We start from the raw sequence: 17152 nt of genomic DNA on the forward strand, positions 1-17152 counted from the left end.
TCCAAATCTCTCCTTAGATCGCATTAGATCGCAGCGCAGAAAGCTGCTCAGGATCTTGACCAAGGTGCTTTTGCCGGCTCCATTTCCCCCAGCAAACCGTGCATCGTGACTGCCTCCACCCGCAAAGACACATCGCGGTTTGCCTGTACCGCCCCAAAGTGCTTGTGGATGTGGAGCAGCTCCACCTTCATCCCGTTTATGCTAACCTGCCTCCGAGACCCAAAATCCCGAAGAATACAGTTGCTAAAGTTGCAAGCGCCAGTGCTACGATAGCGTCAGCTCGCCGTCAGGCGTTGGCTACGGACGAGTTCAGCGTCGATCTGTGGTTCGCCCTGCTCCTCTGCTTCGCCCTTCTCCCCTGCCACCCATCTCAGATAGTAACCGCCTTAAAATCTTCTCAGGCAGCGCCAATCCAGCCCTAGCCCAGGAAGTAGCCCGTTACTTAGGCCTGGATCTGGGCCCGATGCTGCGCAAGCGCTTTGCCGATGGTGAGCTGTACATCCAAATCCAGGAGTCGATTCGCGGCGCCGATGTCTACCTGGTGCAGCCCACCTGCCGCCCGGTCAACGATCACCTGATGGAGCTGCTGGTGATCATCGATGCCTGCCGCCGCGCCTCGGCCCGCCAGATCACTGCCGTCTTGCCCTACTACGGCTACGCCCGTGCCGACCGCAAAACCGCCGGACGGGAAGCCATCACCGCCAAGCTGGTGGCCAATATGATCACCCAGGCAGGGGCACACCGGGTGCTGGCCATGGATCTGCACTCGGCTCAGATCCAGGGCTACTTCGACATTCCCCTCGACCACGTCTACGCCCAGCCGGTACTGCAGGCTTACCTCAAAGAAAAAGGCCTACTCGACGAAGATATTGTGGTCGTCTCTCCCGATGTGGGAGGGGTAGCGCGGGCACGTGCCTTTGCCAAAAAACTCAAGGAAGCTCCGCTGGCCATCATTGACAAGCGCCGCCAGGCCCACAACGACGTGGAAGTCATGAACCTCATTGGCGATGTGCGCGGTAAAATCGCCATCCTCGTAGATGACATGATTGACACGGCAGGCACCATCTCGGAAGGGGCGAAGCTGCTGCGCAAGTCGGGGGCCAAGGCGGTCTATGCCTGCGCCATCCACCCTGTCTTTTCCGATCCGGCCATCGAACGCCTGCAGGGCGGTCTGTTTGAAGAGGTGATCGTCACCAACACCATCCCCATTCCTCCAGAGCGGCATTTTCCAGGCTTGACCGTCCTCTCGGTGGCGAACGTGCTGGGAGAGGCGATCTGGCGCATTCACGAAGACAGCTCCGTCAGCAGCATGTTTCACTAAGGTTTCTCCAGAGCATCGCTAAAGTATAGATAGTGGGTGCGGAACGGGCGTACCTAGCGGAGATCCTTTGCTTTTTGCCCTGTGAAGACCAACTCAACAGGTGCCCCCCATCTATCGTGATGGACTGGGTAGAGCTAGCTTCCCAGCCGAGTTTTTCCCATGTCGCCTCCCATTTCTAGGTCACCAAGATCCGCTGTGAACAGTTTTGTTGCCGGACAGGCCGCCGCTAGGGAAGAGCCGTCCCTTCAAACTGAACTGAAGACGGAGTCCGCTGCAGCGCTGTACCCGCTGTTGCAATTGCTGGGGCAACTGCTGAACGTCCCCTTGGTCTATCTAGAACTGGCCCAGCCGGGATCCGATCCCGACTCGGCTGCAAAAGGGATCCTCTACCGCGACCCCCAGCGGATCCCTGGCAACGAGCCGCTCAGCCCCCCCGAATCTTGGCCCTTTCATGAAGCTTTTCCCCTGCTGGATGAGGGAGGGAGGTGGCTGGCGACACTTCACCTACTGGGGGAGTGCCCTCGCCCACTGAGTCTCCCCGAACGGGGACAGATCAACCTCATCGCCCTCAGCCTGCGACACATCCTGCTCCAGGCCCAGGAGCAGCAACAAGCCCTCGCGGAACTTCGGGCGCAACTGCAGCACAGCCGCAGCACTGCCGCCCGCTACCAACAGATCTTCGAGAACGCTGTCGAAGGTATTTTTCAAACGACTCCAGAAGGGAAATATCTGGTGGCCAACCCGGCTCTGGCCCATATTTTTGGCTACGAATCCCCAGAAGATTTGATGCGCCACGTCTCCGATATCGGCTCTCAGATCTACGGCGACCCGGAGCAGCGATCTGAGTTCGTACAGCGCATGCTGAAGGAAGGCCAGGTCGTGCACGCCGAGCAGCAGGTGTGCCGCAAGGACGGCAAAAAAATCTGGATTTCTTTAAACGCCCGCACCCTGTACAACGAGCAGGGGGAGCCCCTCTATTTTGAAGGGTTTGTTACCGATATCACGGCCTCCCGCCAGCTTAAAGAACGGCAACAGCAACTGGAGGAAGCCCGCAGAGAGAGCGAGCATCGTTTTTTGCAACTGGCTGAGAACAGCCAGCAACTGTTTTGGATTTCCACGCTTTGCGGCAAAGAGCTGATTTACGTCAGCCCCGCCTGTGAAGCCATTTGGGGCCTTTCCCCTGCAGAGGCCTACGCCAATCCCCAGGCCTGGATGCGCCACATTCACCCTGACGATCGCTGGCTGTTCCCCGCCATTTTTCAAGCCCAACTTCAGGGCCAGCCCACCGATGTGGTTTTTCGCCTCTGCCGCCCCGATGGCTGCATCCTCTGGCTGCGGGAACGCACCTTTCCCATCCTCGACAAAGAGGGCAAACTCTACCGGGTGGCAGGGATCGTCGAAGACATCACCGAGTCCAAGCAACTGGAAGCCGAACGTCGTCGTATAGAGCAAGCCTGGCAACAGAGCGCCAACCATTTCCGGCAGATCTTTGAGCTGGCTCCCAACGGCATTGCCCTGGTGGATTTGCAGGGGCGATTTATCCAGGTCAACGAGGCCTTTGCCCAGATCGTCGGCTACACCCCCGAAGAGTTGCAGCGTCGGCAACAACTGGACATCCTCCACCCCGACGATGTCAACCAACTGCTGGCGGCCAACGAGGCCCTCTTGACACGCAAAGTCTCCATCAGCCAGCGGCAGATTCGTTACATCCACCGTTCCGGCCAGGTTGTCCATGTGCTGTTCCAGGCCACCCTGCTTACCGATGAAGCCGGCCAGCCCACCCAGTTTCTCAACCAGGTGATCGACATCAGCGCCCGTGTCGAGGCAGAAATCGCCCTCAGAGAAAGCGAAGAACGCTTCCGCCAATCCTTTGAGTGGTCCCCGATTGCCAAGGCCATGACCCACCTGGATGGTACCTATTTTCAAATCAACGCCGCCTTCACCGAAACCCTAGGCTACACCCTAGAAGATCTCAAAGGCAAAACCGTCCTCGACATCACCCATCCTGACGACATTGCCGCCACCCTGGAGAGCACCAACCGCCTACTGGCCGGCGAGGTGCACCACTGCGAGCAGGAACAGCGCTACATCCACAAGAACGGGCAAATCGTCTACGCCCTTCTCCGCATCACTCTGGTGCGCACTGCGCAGGGGGATCCCAGCTACTTTCTCAGCCAAATTTTGGACATTACCGAGCGCAAGCAAGCGGAGGCGGCCCTGCGCCAAAGCGAGCTGAGCTTGCGGGGCATCTTCGAGCAGTCGGCCCTGGGCATTTCCATTGTCAACCGACAAGGCCGTTACCTCAAGGTGAACCCCGCCCTGGAAGAGATCCTTGGCTACAGCGCTGCCGAATTGGTCAGCAGGAGTTTCTGCGACCTCACCCACCCGGACGATATCGAGGAAGATTGGCGACTCTTCCAGGAAGTTGTGAACGGCCAACGGGATCGCTACCACCTGGAAAAACGTTACATCCACCGCAGCGGCAAGGTGGTTTGGTGCCGCCTGGCGGTCTCGGCAGTGCGGGATCCCGAAGGCAAAAACCTCTTCGTTATTGGCATTTGCGAAGATATTACTGAAGAAAGACAGGCGAAGCTGCAGATTCAGGCAGCCCTGCAAGAAAAAGAGATTCTGCTGCGGGAGATCCACCACCGTGTCAAAAATAACCTGCAGATCATCTCCAGCTTGCTGCGGCTCCAGGCGGATCAAATCAAAAGCCACAAGTATGCCCGCGTTTTTAAGGACGCCGGCAGCCGCATTCAGGCGATGTCTTTGATCCACGAGGGCCTGTACCCGTCCAACAACCTGGCTGCTGTGGATTTGAAGCAGTACCTCCACAATTTAATCTCCAATCTCTTCCGCTCCTACGGCGTGAACCCCGAGATCATTCGCGCCAGCATCCGCGCCGAAGGGATCCGCCTCAACCTCGACGACGCAGTTTTGTGCGGCCTGATCATCAATGAGCTGGTCACCAACAGCCTCAAATACGCCTTCCCCAAAGGCCGCAGTGGTCAGATCGACGTCCACTTTAAGCAAACCCGTACCCATACTCAGTTGCGCGTCTCTGACAACGGCATTGGCCTGCCCCGCAACTTCGATTTCAAGGAAACTCAATCTTTAGGTTTACAACTGGTTGCGACCCTCACCGATCAGCTCCAGGGCAAGATAGAATTGAGAAACAAGTCGGGTACCACTTTCATCATCACCTTTCCAAGGAGCCAGCCTTGAAGAAAGTTCCCATGCTTGCCAAAGGCAGCATTCTGGTTGTCGAAGACGAGAAGATCATCGCCAAGGATATTGCCAACGTCCTGAAAAAATTTGGCTATGCGGTGCCGGCCATCGCGTCCTCTGGCGAAGAAGCAATCCGACGGCTGGAGGAAATGTCGGTGGACTTGGTCTTGATGGACATCGTCTTGAAGGGAGATATCGATGGCATCGAAGCCGCCAAGCGAATCGGCGAGCGCTTCAACATTCCGGTGGTGCACCTGACGGCCTACGCTGATGAGGACACTCTCTCGCGCGTCAAGGAGACGCAGCCCTTTGGCTACATCATCAAACCTTTCAAAGAGCGGGAGCTCTACACCGCCATCGAAATTGCCCTGCACAACCACCGCCAGAGCCTAGAGAGCCGCAGGCTGGAGGAGAAAAGGCTGGAGGAGCTGCGACAAAAGCTGCAGCAGTTGCAGCAGTTTGCAGAGGTCAAGGGCACTTTGTTCAAGAAATTCTTGCAAGATCTGAGTGAGCTCCTCTCGAAGCTCAAGTTTGCCCTAGGCCTGCTCAAAGAGGCAGAGTCGGAGCAGAAGTGGCAGTACTACCTGCGGGTGCTGGAGGAAGAGTTTCACCGCGAGCTGGAACTGATTCATCAGACCTCTAACCTGGAAGATTTGCTAAACCTAGAAAATGTCGGGCTGTTGAGTCAGTTTAGCTTGTTGCGGCCCCAGGAGCCCAGCCGGAGTCGCCTGCTGGAAGAGGAGAAACCGGCGGCCATAGCTACGGCTACCCTCTCCGAGCCCCCCCCAGCGGTGGCCAATCCCGCTCCCCTGCCCAGCCCTGTCGCTGCCGAGGAGGCGATTACAGTGCCGCGGGTAACACTGCGCCCCCTCAACCAGACTCAGCTAGCAGAGCGGTTGGGGGTAGTGGTCTCCGCCATCACCTACTGGAAGTTCAAGAGTGGGTTTCCCGAGTGGAGCCGCAGCCGGGATCCCGACGGCATTTCTTGGCGCTACTCGCCCGACTCCAAGCGCTTTTCGCCCGTGCCTTAGCTAGCGCTGCACCACTTCCACCCGCACCGGCGCCAGCCCAGAGCGCACCATCCCCAGGGCCTCTGCTGCCCGTAGGGAGAGGTCGATAATCCGACCGGGGATGAAGGGGCCGCGATCGCTGATGCGCACGACGGCCTGACGCCCGTTACTCAGGTTGGTGACCCGCACCTCGGTACCGAAGGGCAGAGTGGGGTGGGCAGCCGTCATCTCATGGCGGGTGGGGTGCAGGTTATACCAGGAGGCGATCCCTTCCTGCACAGGCCCGACGGTACGGACAGGGGCAGGTTTTGGTTGAGCGGCTGTTTCTGGCTTAGGGCCTACAACAGTGGCCTTGGCGGCGAGAGCAGCCGGTTGAGGTAGGGCCGGAGCCGAAATGGGGGGCGCATCCAGCAGCAGACGGCGCAGACGATTGGCAGCCAAAACTGCTGTATCCACCGGGCGTTGGTTATCTGGCAGCAGGACTCCCTCGTCGATGCGCAGCAATTCCTCGCCGTTGACCTGAACTGCGTAGAGGGGATCCCCGGATTGGGGCTCTGCCCAAGCCAGGGTAATGGTCGTGTCCTTCAGGGATCCCTGGGCCATTTGGTTGAGCCGGGCCACCAGAGTGCTGGCCCGCAGCAGCGGCGACTCCAACCCGGGTTGCTCGACAAAGCTGACAACAGGTAGATCCCGAACGTAGACGGTGACCACCTGCCGCCCATCCATCTGGTAGTCGTAGAGGGTGGAGATGGGCTGTCTGGTTTGCTGCTGTTGTTCGCCGATCTTGAGGGTGGGTTCTTCTGTTGGCCGCGAAGGGATCGCCTGGCGAGATAGGAGGAGAGACTCCGAGTCCTGCGAGTGCAAGGTGCCGAGTTTGGCCGGCAGGGGAGCGTTGGGTTGGGAAGGGGAGACAAGGTCGGTTGCCGGGGAGAGCGAGTGGGCTTTGGGGGATGGCTGGGTTGCTCTGGCGCTGGGGGATCCGCTGCGAGTTGAGGCTTGTGCCTGCGAGTTTGGGCTGCCCAACATGCCTGTCGGCAAGCTGAGAGCCGTAACACAGAGACAGCCGACTAAGCCCACTTGGCGGGCGGGAGCCAGTCCCTGTCCAAGCCGCTTCCAATTTCGCATGAGGCCGCGCTCCTCTCGAAACTCCTGTACAACATCCACTGCGACAGTAAAACAGAAGTTAATGTACCATAGGTTTCTAAATTGACAAGCTTGCCCGGTCGAGGGCAAAAGCCTAAGTTCCGTCAGCACAAGGATTTTCGTCATCTTGGACTACCGCTCAGCAGGGGTTGACATCGATCTGGGCCGCGCCTTTGTCAAGGGGATTCGCGAGCGCGTTGAACGAACTAAAGTCCCGTTTTCAGGTTCTTCAGGAACCTTGGGGGGCATTGGGGGGTTTGCTGGCCTCTTCGAGCTGCCAGCAGGCTACCGAGCGCCGGTTTTGGTTGCCGGTACCGATGGGGTGGGCACCAAGCTGGAGATTGCCCAGCAGTGGGGGCAGCACCACGGAGTGGGCATCGACCTGGTGGCCATGTGTGTCAACGATGTGCTGACGGTGGGAGCCAAGCCGCTGTTTTTCCTGGACTATGTGGCTACCGGCAAGCTGGAGCCGGAAGCTCTCTGGCAGGTGATTGACGGCATTCTGGAGGGCTGCCAGGAGGCCGGCTGCCAACTGCTGGGGGGAGAGACGGCGGAGATGCCGGGGTTTTATCCGCCCGGCAAGTACGACCTGGCGGGATTTTGTGTCGGGATTGTCGAGAGGGCGGACATTCTCGACGGCTCGCGGGTGCAGGCTGGGGATCGGCTGTGGGCTTTGCCCAGCAGCGGCCTGCACAGCAACGGCTTCAGCCTGGTGCGGCGGATTGTGGCCGAGCGGGGCTGGCGCTGGGATCACCAGCCCTCTGGTTGGGATCGGCCTCTGGCGGAGGTGTTTCTCACCCCCACCCGCATCTACGTGCAGGCGGTGCAGCGGCTGCAAGCAGCAGGGATCCCCATCCACGGCATGGCCCACATCACCGGCGGCGGCATCCCGGAAAACTTGCCCCGCTGTTTGGCTCCTGACCAGGCGGCGCGACTAGAGCCCCACAGTTGGCCCATCCCACAGGAATTTCTCTGGCTGCAGGAGCAGGGCCAGGTGGAGACTTTGGAGATGTTCAACACCTTTAACCTGGGGGTGGGCTATGTGCTGGTGGTGCCCCCTGAGGCGGAAGATCAGGTGAGCTCACTGCTGCCCGAAGCCTTCCCCATCGGGGAGGTGGTGGCCGCCCGCCCTGGGGAGAGCCGAGTCTTGGGGTTGGAAGCGTGGGGATCCCTGGCCCCCTGAGCACCCCACCAAAAGGGGGGAGGGGATCCCGCTGCCGTTTGCTTATCCCCGCCGCCTCTGTGCTAAGTTTGCTGATGGCCTCAGCGCTGCCGCCTCTGTTGCTCTCAACTTCTGCCTGTTTCAAAACAAGGGCTGCGCGCTTTCGCATCTACGGACTTGGGCTGTTGGCCAACTCACGCTGACCCTCTAGGTTAGGAGCCGCCGATGATAGGTTTATCCACTGCTCCTGCAACCACGGCTGCCATCGAAGTGGAGCATCTGAGCAAAACCTACGGCAGCTTTACGGCCATTCGCGATATCTCTTTCCAGGTCAACGCCGGCGAGATCATGGGGTTTTTAGGGCCGAACGGCGCCGGCAAGACCACCTCCATGCGCATTTTGGCCGGGTATCTGCCCGCCAGCGAGGGGACGGCGCGGGTGGCCGGGTTTGATGTCCACGAAAACTCGATGGCGGTGCGGCAGCGCATCGGCTATTTGCCGGAAAACCCGCCCCTCTACCCGGACATGACGGTGGAGGCCTACCTGCACTTTGTTGCCCAGATCAAGCGGGTCAGCCCCGGCGACCGGCCCAGGCGGGTGGACGAGGTGATCCGCCGCTGCAGTCTGGAAGACAAGCGCCACACCTTGATCCGCAAGCTCTCTAAGGGGTACAAGCAGCGGGTGGGCCTGGCCCAGGCCCTGGTGCACGACCCGCCGGTGATCATCCTGGACGAGCCCACGATTGGGCTGGATCCCAAGCAGATCATCGAGGTGCGCAACCTGATCAAGAGCCTGGCGGGAGAGCACACCATCATCCTCTCCACCCACATCCTGCCGGAGGTGAGCATGACCTGCGACCGGGTGGTGATCATCAACCGCGGCCAGGTGGCGGCCATCGGCACGCCCGCCGAGCTGACGGCACAGGTGCAGGATCGGCAGCAGGCGAAGCTGGTGGTGGGCGCCCCTGAGGAAACGGCCATCCGGGCGGCCCTGCAAAACCTGCCCCAGGTGGAGGTGGTGAGTTTGCAGCCCCTGGGATCCGATCCCCCTCGCTGGCAGGTGCAGCTTAAAAGCAACGTTGCTGCCGTTCGCGACAACGGGACAGAGTCCTTAGGCTGGATCCCGGAGGTGGCCAGGGCTCTGGTGCAGGCGGGGATCGACCTCTACGAGATTGGTCGTCCCCAGGCTTCTTTGGAAGAGATTTTCCTGCAGCTCACCACCCAAGAGGGATCCGCAGGCACATTGGAGGAAGCAGCATGAACGGAGCAGTGGCCATTTTTCGCAAAGAACTGCGCGGCTACTTCACCTCCCCCATTGCCTATGTGGTGGCGGCAGTACTCTGGGGGCTGGCGGGGTTTTTCTTCGTCAACATCTTGGTGCGGGTGATCAACTTCTCCCAGCAGGTGGATCTCTTTGCCCAGTTTGGCCAAGAGAACCCTTTTGATGCCGCCACCATCCTGTCGCAGCAGTTTCTCAACCTGCTGGGCACGCTTTCCTTATTTTTATTGCCTATCTTCACCATGAGCTCCTACGCCGAAGAGCGGCGGCGGGGCACCATGGAGCTATTGGCCACCTCCCCCATTACCAACTTGGAGGTGGCCCTGGGCAAGTGGCTGGCGGTCTGGGTGTTTTTTATGACGCTGCTGTTGCCACCGCTGGTCTACCACGTGCTGGTGCTGAGCAGCGCCACCCCGGCAGTGGACTACCGCCTAACCCTAATGGGCTATGTGGGACTTGCTCTGCTGGCGGGCAGTGTCATGGCCTTGGGGTTGTTCATCTCTTCCCTGACCGACAGCACCCTTATCGCGGCGGTGGCCACCTTTGGGCTAATCCTGCTGCTCTGGGTGATCGACGCGGCGGCCGGCCAGGAGAACAACTGGATTGCCGCTACCCTGAGGCATATTTCTCTGCTGCAGCAATATAGCAACTGGGTGCAAGGGATCCTCAGCAGCAGTAGCATCGTCCTTTTCCTCAGCATTATCGTGCTGGGGCTGTTTGCCACGGTGCAATCGGTAGAAAGCCTGCGCTGGCAGCAAAGCTAGGGTTGTGTTGGGAGAAGTGCGGTGATGAAAGACTGGCGGGCGTTGGCAGATTGGGCGGGGATCGTCGGCCTTGGTGGGATTGCCATCGGCCTGCTGGTGGGATCCGCTCTCACCGGCTGGACGGCGGTGCCCCTCAGCCTCATGGCCACGGGCTTGGCTCTGGTGGTGGTTTGGGGCTTCACCCACCGGCAGGAGGTGAGCCTGTTCTTGGGGCTGCGCTCCACCCAGACCAACGCCAACATCCTGGTGGCGGTGGCGGCGATGGCCGTCATCCTGGTGCTGGTGAATGTGGTAGCGGTGCGCTACGACCTGCGCCTGGATCTCACCGAGGAGGGCCTGTTTACCCTGTCGCCTCAAACCCGGCAACTGGTGCAGGGATTGGCGCAACCCGTCAAAGTCTGGGTGGTTACCACGGCGCCGGATCCCAACCTGCGGGAACAACTGGAGCGCTACCGCCGCCTCAACCCCGAGCGCTTCCAGTTTGCGTTTGTCGATCCCAATCGGGATCCCCTCACCATTCAGCGGCTGCAGGTGACGCAAAACAACACCCTGGTGGTGGAGGCCGGAGAAAGCCGGCAGCAACTGCCCCAGCCCCCTGCCCCTGAGCTGGAGAGCAAACTGACCCCCGTCTTGTCTAAAGTGGTCAACCGCGGGGAGTTGCTGGCCTATTTCGTGCAAGGGCATGGGGAAGTGGGCCTAGAAGCGCGGGAAGGCACCCCCACCCTGGCCCAGGCCGTGGCAGCCCTGAGACAGGAGGGCTACCGAGTGGAGCCCTTGAACCTGGTGCAGGCCGAGATCCCTGACGAGACAGAGGTTTTGGTGTTGGCGGGGCCGCAGCGGGCTCTCTTCCCCGGCGAGGTGGAGAAGCTGCAGGACTACCTGGCCAAGGGAGGACGGCTGCTGCTGCTCATTGGGCCGCGGGTGGATGCCGGCTTGGATCCCTTGCTGGAAGAGTGGGGCGTGGTTTTGGGAGATGACATCCTTATCGAGGTGAGCAGCGTCAGCCAACTCCTGGGCACGGGGCCGGCAGTTGCCCTAGTTACCACCTACGGGGATCACCCCATCACCGCCCCCTTGGCCGAGCAGCGGCTGATGACCCTCTTTCCGCTGGCCCGTTCGGTGGAAACCCAAGCCCGCGAAGGGATCCAGGCCACACCCTTGCTGCGCAGCAGTCCGCAGAGCTGGGGAGAGACCAGCCCCAACCTGGAAGCTGGCCCCGTGCAATTTGACCCGGATCAAGACAAGCCCGGCCCCCTGACCTTGGGCGTAGCCCTGACCCGGCAAGTGGAAGGCGATCAGAACAACTCAGAAGCCCAGGAGTCGCCGACCGAGGCCCGCCTGGTGGTGATCGGCAACGTCAACTTTGCCCTCGACGGCAACCTGAGGCAGCAGGGCAACCGCGATCTTTTCCTCAACACGGTTAACTGGCTCACCGAGCGAACTGAACAAATCTCCATCCGCCCCAAATCCATTACCGATCGCCGTCTCACCCTGACCGGCCAAAACTTCCGCTGGCTGGTGCTGGGATCGACGGTACTGCTGCCGCTGGTGGCGTTGGGAGCAGGGGCTGGGCTCTGGTGGCAAAGGCGGTAGGGCCGAAGGAGGACAAGCATGTTCAAGCGCAGCACCTGGATTCTTTTGGGCTTGGCAGTGGCTGCTCTGCTGGGGTATTTCCTCTTCGATAACTTCCAGCAACTGCGGCAGCAGCAGCAGGCGGAGCGGGCGCGGCTCTTTCACTTTGCCCCCGACACCATTGCCCGCATCGAGATCCGCCAACAGAAAGACAGCCAGCCAGAAGTTATCCTGCTGGAGCGGGCCCCAGAAGGAGAAGAGGGATCCCGTTGGCGCATCCGCCAGCCCATCCAGTCAGCGGCGCTGGACTTCCCGGTGGAGCAACTTCTCAACACCTTCTCCCGCCTCACGCCTCAAATCACGCTGGAAGGGGCCGAGGATTTGGGGGCTTTCGGCCTGGATCAGCCGCGCCACCAGATTGCCCTCTTCCCCAAAGAAGGGGATCCCTACCGTCTGGCCATCGGCAACGACAACTTCGATGGCTCCGGCTTCTACGCTCAGCCAGAAGGCGGAGAGGTTGTGCTCTTGGCCAGCGCCCAGAAGGGATCCCTGCTCCCCTCCCTGCTGGCTTTGCGGGACAAGACTCTGCTGCGTTTCGAGACGGCGGCAGTGAAGTCTCTGCAGGTGCAGTTGGCCGAGGCGGATCCAGAGGTTGTTCGTTTGCAGCGGCAAGAAGATACTTGGCAGATCGTTGAGCCCAGGGAGCTGCCCGCCGATGACCTCAACGTCGATCGCCTGCTCAACACCTTATCCCGCCTGCAGGCGGTGGAGTTCCCGGCTGAAACCAAGGCGGAGCTGGCTCCTTATGGTCTGGAGAAGCCTTCTGCTCAGCTAAGCGTTGAGCTCAAAGACGGCAAAACCCTGAGCGTGGCCTTGGGATCGGAAAAAGACGGTCAAGTCTATGTCATCACCTCCGAGCACCCGGCAGTGGCTACCCTCCTCACCACTACTGCTGACATCCTTCGCCCCGACCTCGAGGAGTTGCGGGATCACCGCCTTGCTCACCTCAACTCCAACCAGGTGGGTCAAGTCACCCTGGAATCCCAAGGAGAGCGGGTTACCCTCAACCCCCTGCCCCAGGAGAAGGGATCCCTGGAGCTGCGCTGGGAAAATCCGGAGCGACCGGGCCAGCCTGTAAATCTCAGCTCTCTCTTCTCCAGCCTCAACGCCGCCCGCGCCAAGGAGTTCGTGCCGGAAACGGATCCCGACGCCCAAAAAGCCCTGGCCGAGCCGGATCTGAAGCTGACCTTTGAGCCCAAGCCCGACACGGATCAGGAGCCCTTGACTCTACGCTTGACCTCCTCCGGCCTGCGCGCCTACGCCCAAAGCAGCCGCCAGCCGGATGTTGCTGTCATCGACCTGAGCACCTTCAACAGCATAGAAACGGAGGTTAAGCGTCTCCTGGAGACCACCACTGAGGAGGAAAGCCAGCCAGAGAGCTCCCCTCCCACCGCCTCTCCCCAAAGTCCTTAAGCGGGGGTAGCCGCTTGCTTCTCCTGCGGTTGGGACCCCTTTCTCAAAGCTTCCCCCTGAATGGTGAGCACCGAGCAGGGAGCACGGTGGAGCACGTAATTGCTGACGCTGCCTAGGAACAGCTCGCTCAAGCCGGAGTGGCCGCGGCGGCCCACCACGATTAGATCCGCATTCCAAGAGCGGGCCAAGTCGCAGATAACCCGACCGGGGTTGCCATAGTGGAGGTTGTACTCAGCAGGGATCCCCTGCTCAGCCGCTTTCTCCACCAGCGAGCGCAGGTAGTCTATTTGGTTTTGCTCGAAGATGGCGCACTGCTCGCGATAAGACTGCCATAGCTCAGCACTGATGGTGGAGCTGTAATCTACACCTAGAATCATGGGTGGCTCTGGAGCTCCGGGCTCTTCCTGAGACAGGACATGGAGGATCATCATGCTGGCCTGCATGGCCTTCGCCACCTGGACGGCCCGCTGAAATACCCCTTCGCTCAGCTCCGACCGATCCACCGCCACCAAAATCCTGCTGAACATACCGACTTCCTCCAAATGGCTAACAGATGGGCAAAAGAAAGACAAGGTTTGACTTCGGTTTCGACTCCAAGTTCCTCTTTTCTTTGCCCTCATCTATCTGTGTTGTAGAAGATCTGGGCGAGAAAACCGCGGGCATCTCGGATGACCTGTCGGGTTGGCAATGAAAGTTCAGAGATCTTGACACAGGTCAGAACGCATCGTCCTGGGCCGCCCACTCCAACACCGCCTGCAGCGCCTCGGCTTGCTCTTGCCAGACTTGGTCGAGGGGAGTGCCCCGCCGGAGTTCCAGCGTCAGAGTGGGGATCTGCCGTTCCTGTCCCGCCCAGGTGCCCAGTGAGCCAGGGGTGGGATAGCCAATGTCGTCCGTTACCGGCAGGCCATTGTGAGCGGCCATCGCCTGGGCCAGCTCGAGAGCAGGGCCGTTGTAATTTACGCAGGGATTGCTTTGGCAGGAGTGGGCAGAAAGGATAAACTGAGGCCGAATCTGGGCCAAACTTGCCAACAACGCCTGTGTCTCGGGCTCGGAGCCTGGGGCTGGCCCCGGCGGATAGCGAGCTTCCAAAGAGGCCGCAACCCAATCTTGCGTGGGCAGATTGCGGTTAAGATCCACGCCGTTGGCATTGAGCCGTTGCCCCAGGGCACAGCCATCCGGGTTCAGACGGGGGATCGCCCAAAGCGCAGCCTTGCTCTCCAAGGATCCCCATTTCCCAGAAGCCAGGTAGCGCTCGATTAAGCCGTAGCCCTCCACCTCATCCCCATGTACCCCACCGATTAGCAGGAACGAGCGAATCCCGCGGGTGAGCTGCCAGAGGTGGATGGGGCGCCCTTGCAGAGAGTAGCCAAGCACATGCGGGGAGCCCGAGGGTTGAGCAGCGGCGGATTCTTGAGACCTGATGAGAGAGGCTATCCCCAGTCCCTAGAAGGGGATCTCATCTGGGTTCGGCAGAGAGGCGACATCCCCTTCGGACGACTTCAAGCTTGTGGACTCACCTGTCGCCGACAGAGAGAGAACCTGTGCGGATCCCAGTTGATGGATGCGGCGGGCGGTGATCTCCGCCTGCTTTTCCTTGCGCCCATCTCGCTCCACCACGTTCATGTGCAGTTGGCCCTCCACCGTGATGTGGTCGCCGACGTGGCAAGTATCTACGACCCGCTGGGCCAGCTCTCCAAAGGAAGCAACCCGCACTTGGTACGGTGGCTCCTCCGGGCGCAAGCTGGGGAAGCGCAGCACCAGCGAGGTAACGGCCAAGTTGTCGGGAGTGTAGCGCAGCTCCGGCTCGCTCGCCACTTCCCCCATCAAGACAATCGAGTTCATGACAAAGCTATTGAAAGGCTATCAGGGCGTTAAAAGAAGGCAGCTCAAGTACAAAAGAAGGCAGCTCAAGTACTTCTACCATGCCTCCAGACCGCGATCCCGTCAACCTAATCCAAGCGCAGAGTCATGTAGCGCAGTATGCTCTCGTTGATGCGCAGATTTTTCTCCCAGGTGGCTACTGCCCTTGGCTCGGCCTCGTAGTTGAACTGGATGTACAGGCCTTCCTTAAACTTTTTCATCTCAAACCCAGCAAAGCGGCGCTTGCCTCTGTTGGTAATTTCCAGGCCGGTCGCCCCGTTTTCTCGTAGAAGCGACTCCTGCTCGGTGAGGAGTTGTTGCAGGGGTTCGTCCGAGATGTCGGGGCGCACGATCAGCATCGTCTCGTAGGCGCGGGGCATGGAAGCCAGTTCTCCTTGGGAATCCAAATCAAAAGAAGCAGTAAACCATCCTAGCTTCTCCTTGTGACAACCGAAAAGGGCCACAGCTCAATTCTCCGCCCCTCTACAGCGACCAAAGCGGGTGGGCCTCTTCACAAGAGGGGATCCGTTGTCCGATACAATAGGGGATGCTTCGATAGCCGCCGGTTGGCTTAGCCAAGACACTCTCAGTCGATATCTGGGGTTCCAAGCATGAGCGCAGATGAAGTTTACAGCCGTGTTCGCAAGATCGTGTCCGATCAACTGGGCGTAGAGGACGACAAAGTGACCCTGGAAGCCAATTTCCAGAACGACCTAGGAGCCGACAGCCTCGATACGGTAGAGCTGGTCATGGCGTTTGAGGAGGAATTCGATCTGGAAATCCCCGATGAAGATGCGGAGGGCATCGCCACCGTGCAGGATGCCGTCAACTATATCCTCTCCAAGAAAGCTGCCTAAGCTGGGAGAGGGGGTAGGCCTCCCCCTTCCTCCTCGAGGGGGAGTGCTAAGGAAGAGTACTCACGGTTGTCTATGGATCCTGCCGCCGCTCCTATGTCCGTCCCGCCCAACTCCCAGCGTCGCGTTGTGATCACGGGGCTGGGGGCGATAACCCCCCTTGGCAATTCTTCCGCCGAGTTTTGGCAGAGCTTGTTGGCAGGGCGATCTGGCATTGGGCCGATTACCCACTTCGACGCCTCCCGCCACGAGTGCCGCATTGCCGGGGAGGTGAAGGGCTTTGATCCCCTCGACTACCTGGATCGCAAGGACGTCAAGCGCACCGACCGCTTCGTCCATCTGGCGCTGGCCGCCACCCAACAAGCGCTGGAGGACGCCCAATTTCGCATTACGGATCTCAACGCCGAGCAGGTGGGGGTAATCTTGGGCACTGGCATTGGCGGCATCCGGGTTTTGGAAGAGCAGCAGACCATCTACTTGCAAAAGGGGCCGGATCGCTGCAGCCCCTTCATGGTGCCAATGATGATCGCCAACATGGCGGCGGGCCACGTGGCCATTCACTTTGGCGCCAAGGGGCCCAATTCCTGCACGGTGACGGCCTGTGCTTCCGGCTCCAACGCCATTGGCGATGCCTTTCGGCTTATCCAGCGAGGGGAAGTGCAGGTGGCCATTACAGGGGGCACAGAAGCGGCAGTGACTCCCCTGTCGGTGGCGGGGTTCAGCGCTATGAAGGCCCTTTCCACCCGCAATGAGGCTCCCGAACAGGCCTGCCGGCCCTTTGACCGGGAGCGGGATGGCTTTGTGATGGGGGAGGGAGCGGGGATCCTCCTGCTGGAGGAGCTGGAACATGCCCGCGCCCGCGGCGCCAAGATCTATGCCGAGATCGTCGGCTACAGCCTTACCTGCGACGCCCACCACATCACCAACCCTGCCCCCGCCGGCGAAGGCGCTGCCCGCGCGATGCGGCTAGCCCTCAAAGATGCAGGGATCCGGCCTGAAGAGGTGCAGCACATCAACGCCCATGCCACCAGCACGCCTGTGGGAGATGTTGCCGAGGTGCAGGCCATCAGGGCAGTTTTCGGCGAGCATGCCCCTCGCCTGGCTATTAGCGCCACCAAATCCATGACCGGTCACCTCTTGGGGGGGGCAGGCGGCATTGCCACGGTGGCGACGGCCCTGGCCATCTACCACGGCTGGGTTCCCCCCACCCTTAACCTGGATAACCCCGACCCCGAGTGCGAAGGGTTGGACTTTGTGCCCTACAAGGCGCGGCAGATGGCTGTTGACGTGGCCCTGGTCAACGCCTTTGGGTTTGGGGGGCATAACGTGACCTTAGCCCTGCGCCGCTACTCTTCCGACTAAGGAATCCCGCCTATGTCCATCCCAGAAGGCTCCGCCCCCTCTGTTCGGCAGCAGGCTTTGGCCGCCTTGACGGCGGAGCTGACGCAGCAGGGCCATCCCCCCGAATACGCCCAGCACATGGCAGC

At 60.3% G+C, this 17152-nt stretch carries 16 protein-coding genes; 10 read left to right on the forward strand and 6 right to left on the reverse strand.

Features of this window, described 5'->3' with window-relative positions:
- Window positions 1-47 precede the first annotated feature (47 nt).
- Window positions 48-191 (reverse strand): hypothetical protein, encoded by a 144-nt coding sequence (locus NW863_RS05735; protein ID WP_414365112.1) that lies wholly within the window; start codon window positions 189-191, stop codon window positions 48-50.
- 131 nt (window positions 192-322) lie between these two features.
- Here NW863_RS05735 and NW863_RS05740 point away from each other — a divergent pair, with 131 nt between their 5' ends.
- The 3 genes from NW863_RS05740 (at window position 323) to NW863_RS05750 (ending at window position 5580) form a co-directional block, all read left to right on the forward strand.
- Window positions 323-1321 (forward strand): ribose-phosphate pyrophosphokinase, encoded by a 999-nt coding sequence (locus NW863_RS05740; RefSeq protein ID WP_414365113.1) that lies wholly within the window; start codon window positions 323-325, stop codon window positions 1319-1321.
- 195 nt (window positions 1322-1516) lie between these two features.
- Window positions 1517-4546, forward strand: a complete 3030-nt coding sequence (locus tag NW863_RS05745) for a PAS domain S-box protein (protein ID WP_414365114.1) — start codon at window positions 1517-1519, stop codon at window positions 4544-4546.
- Complete coding sequence (locus NW863_RS05750; RefSeq protein WP_414365116.1) at window positions 4543-5580, forward strand: response regulator; 1038 nt, start codon at window positions 4543-4545, stop codon at window positions 5578-5580. The genes NW863_RS05745 and NW863_RS05750 overlap by 4 nt, the downstream gene beginning before the upstream one ends.
- Here NW863_RS05750 and NW863_RS05755 read toward each other — a convergent pair whose 3' ends face one another.
- Window positions 5581-6684, reverse strand: coding sequence for a septal ring lytic transglycosylase RlpA family protein (locus tag NW863_RS05755; RefSeq protein ID WP_414365118.1), 1104 nt, complete (start codon window positions 6682-6684; stop codon window positions 5581-5583).
- 145 nt (window positions 6685-6829) lie between these two features.
- On the opposite strand from NW863_RS05755, the gene purM reads away from it, so the two are divergent.
- The 5 genes from purM (at window position 6830) to NW863_RS05780 (ending at window position 12951) form a co-directional block, all read left to right on the forward strand.
- A complete protein-coding gene (gene purM, locus NW863_RS05760; RefSeq protein WP_414365120.1) occupies window positions 6830-7885 on the forward strand; it encodes a phosphoribosylformylglycinamidine cyclo-ligase in 1056 nt (351 codons plus the stop codon).
- A 204-nt stretch (window positions 7886-8089) separates the two neighbouring features.
- Window positions 8090-9124, forward strand: coding sequence for an ABC transporter ATP-binding protein (locus NW863_RS05765; protein WP_414365122.1), 1035 nt, complete (start codon window positions 8090-8092; stop codon window positions 9122-9124).
- On the forward strand, window positions 9121-9906 hold the full coding sequence (locus NW863_RS05770; protein ID WP_414365124.1) for an ABC transporter permease: 786 nt from the start codon (window positions 9121-9123) through the stop codon (window positions 9904-9906). The genes NW863_RS05765 and NW863_RS05770 overlap by 4 nt, the downstream gene beginning before the upstream one ends.
- 24 nt (window positions 9907-9930) lie before the next feature.
- A complete protein-coding gene (locus NW863_RS05775) occupies window positions 9931-11499 on the forward strand; it encodes a GldG family protein (RefSeq protein ID WP_414365126.1) in 1569 nt (522 codons plus the stop codon).
- Between the two features lie 18 nt (window positions 11500-11517).
- Window positions 11518-12951, forward strand: a complete 1434-nt coding sequence (locus NW863_RS05780; protein ID WP_414365128.1) for a DUF4340 domain-containing protein — start codon at window positions 11518-11520, stop codon at window positions 12949-12951.
- On the opposite strand, the gene NW863_RS05785 is transcribed toward NW863_RS05780, so the two are convergent.
- The 4 genes from NW863_RS05785 to rpsF form a co-directional block, all read right to left on the reverse strand.
- Window positions 12948-13478, reverse strand: a complete 531-nt coding sequence (locus tag NW863_RS05785) for a universal stress protein (protein ID WP_414365129.1) — start codon at window positions 13476-13478, stop codon at window positions 12948-12950. The genes NW863_RS05780 and NW863_RS05785 overlap by 4 nt on opposite strands.
- A gap of 187 nt (window positions 13479-13665) precedes the next feature.
- Complete coding sequence (locus NW863_RS05790; protein ID WP_414365131.1) at window positions 13666-14325, reverse strand: M14 family zinc carboxypeptidase; 660 nt, start codon at window positions 14323-14325, stop codon at window positions 13666-13668.
- Between the two features lie 69 nt (window positions 14326-14394).
- Window positions 14395-14793: a single-stranded DNA-binding protein gene (locus NW863_RS05795; protein WP_414365133.1), complete on the reverse strand. Its 399-nt coding sequence runs from the start codon at window positions 14791-14793 to the stop codon at window positions 14395-14397.
- A gap of 107 nt (window positions 14794-14900) precedes the next feature.
- Window positions 14901-15191 carry a 30S ribosomal protein S6 gene (gene rpsF / locus NW863_RS05800; RefSeq protein ID WP_414365135.1) on the reverse strand — a complete coding sequence of 97 codons (291 nt, stop codon included), beginning with the start codon at window positions 15189-15191 and terminating at the stop codon, window positions 14901-14903.
- A 231-nt stretch (window positions 15192-15422) separates the two neighbouring features.
- Here rpsF and NW863_RS05805 point away from each other — a divergent pair, with 231 nt between their 5' ends.
- Window positions 15423-15668: an acyl carrier protein gene (locus NW863_RS05805; RefSeq protein ID WP_011431644.1), complete on the forward strand. Its 246-nt coding sequence runs from the start codon at window positions 15423-15425 to the stop codon at window positions 15666-15668.
- 93 nt (window positions 15669-15761) lie between these two features.
- The gene (fabF, locus tag NW863_RS05810) at window positions 15762-17027 is read left to right on the forward strand and encodes a beta-ketoacyl-ACP synthase II (RefSeq protein ID WP_414365137.1); all 1266 of its coding nucleotides are present in this window, start codon (window positions 15762-15764) and stop codon (window positions 17025-17027) included.
- Window positions 17028-17152 lie beyond the last annotated feature (125 nt).

Origin of the sequence: Synechococcus sp. B60.1 (assembly GCF_047462555.1) — a bacterium.
Classification (GTDB): domain Bacteria; phylum Cyanobacteriota; class Cyanobacteriia; order Thermostichales; family Thermostichaceae; genus Thermostichus.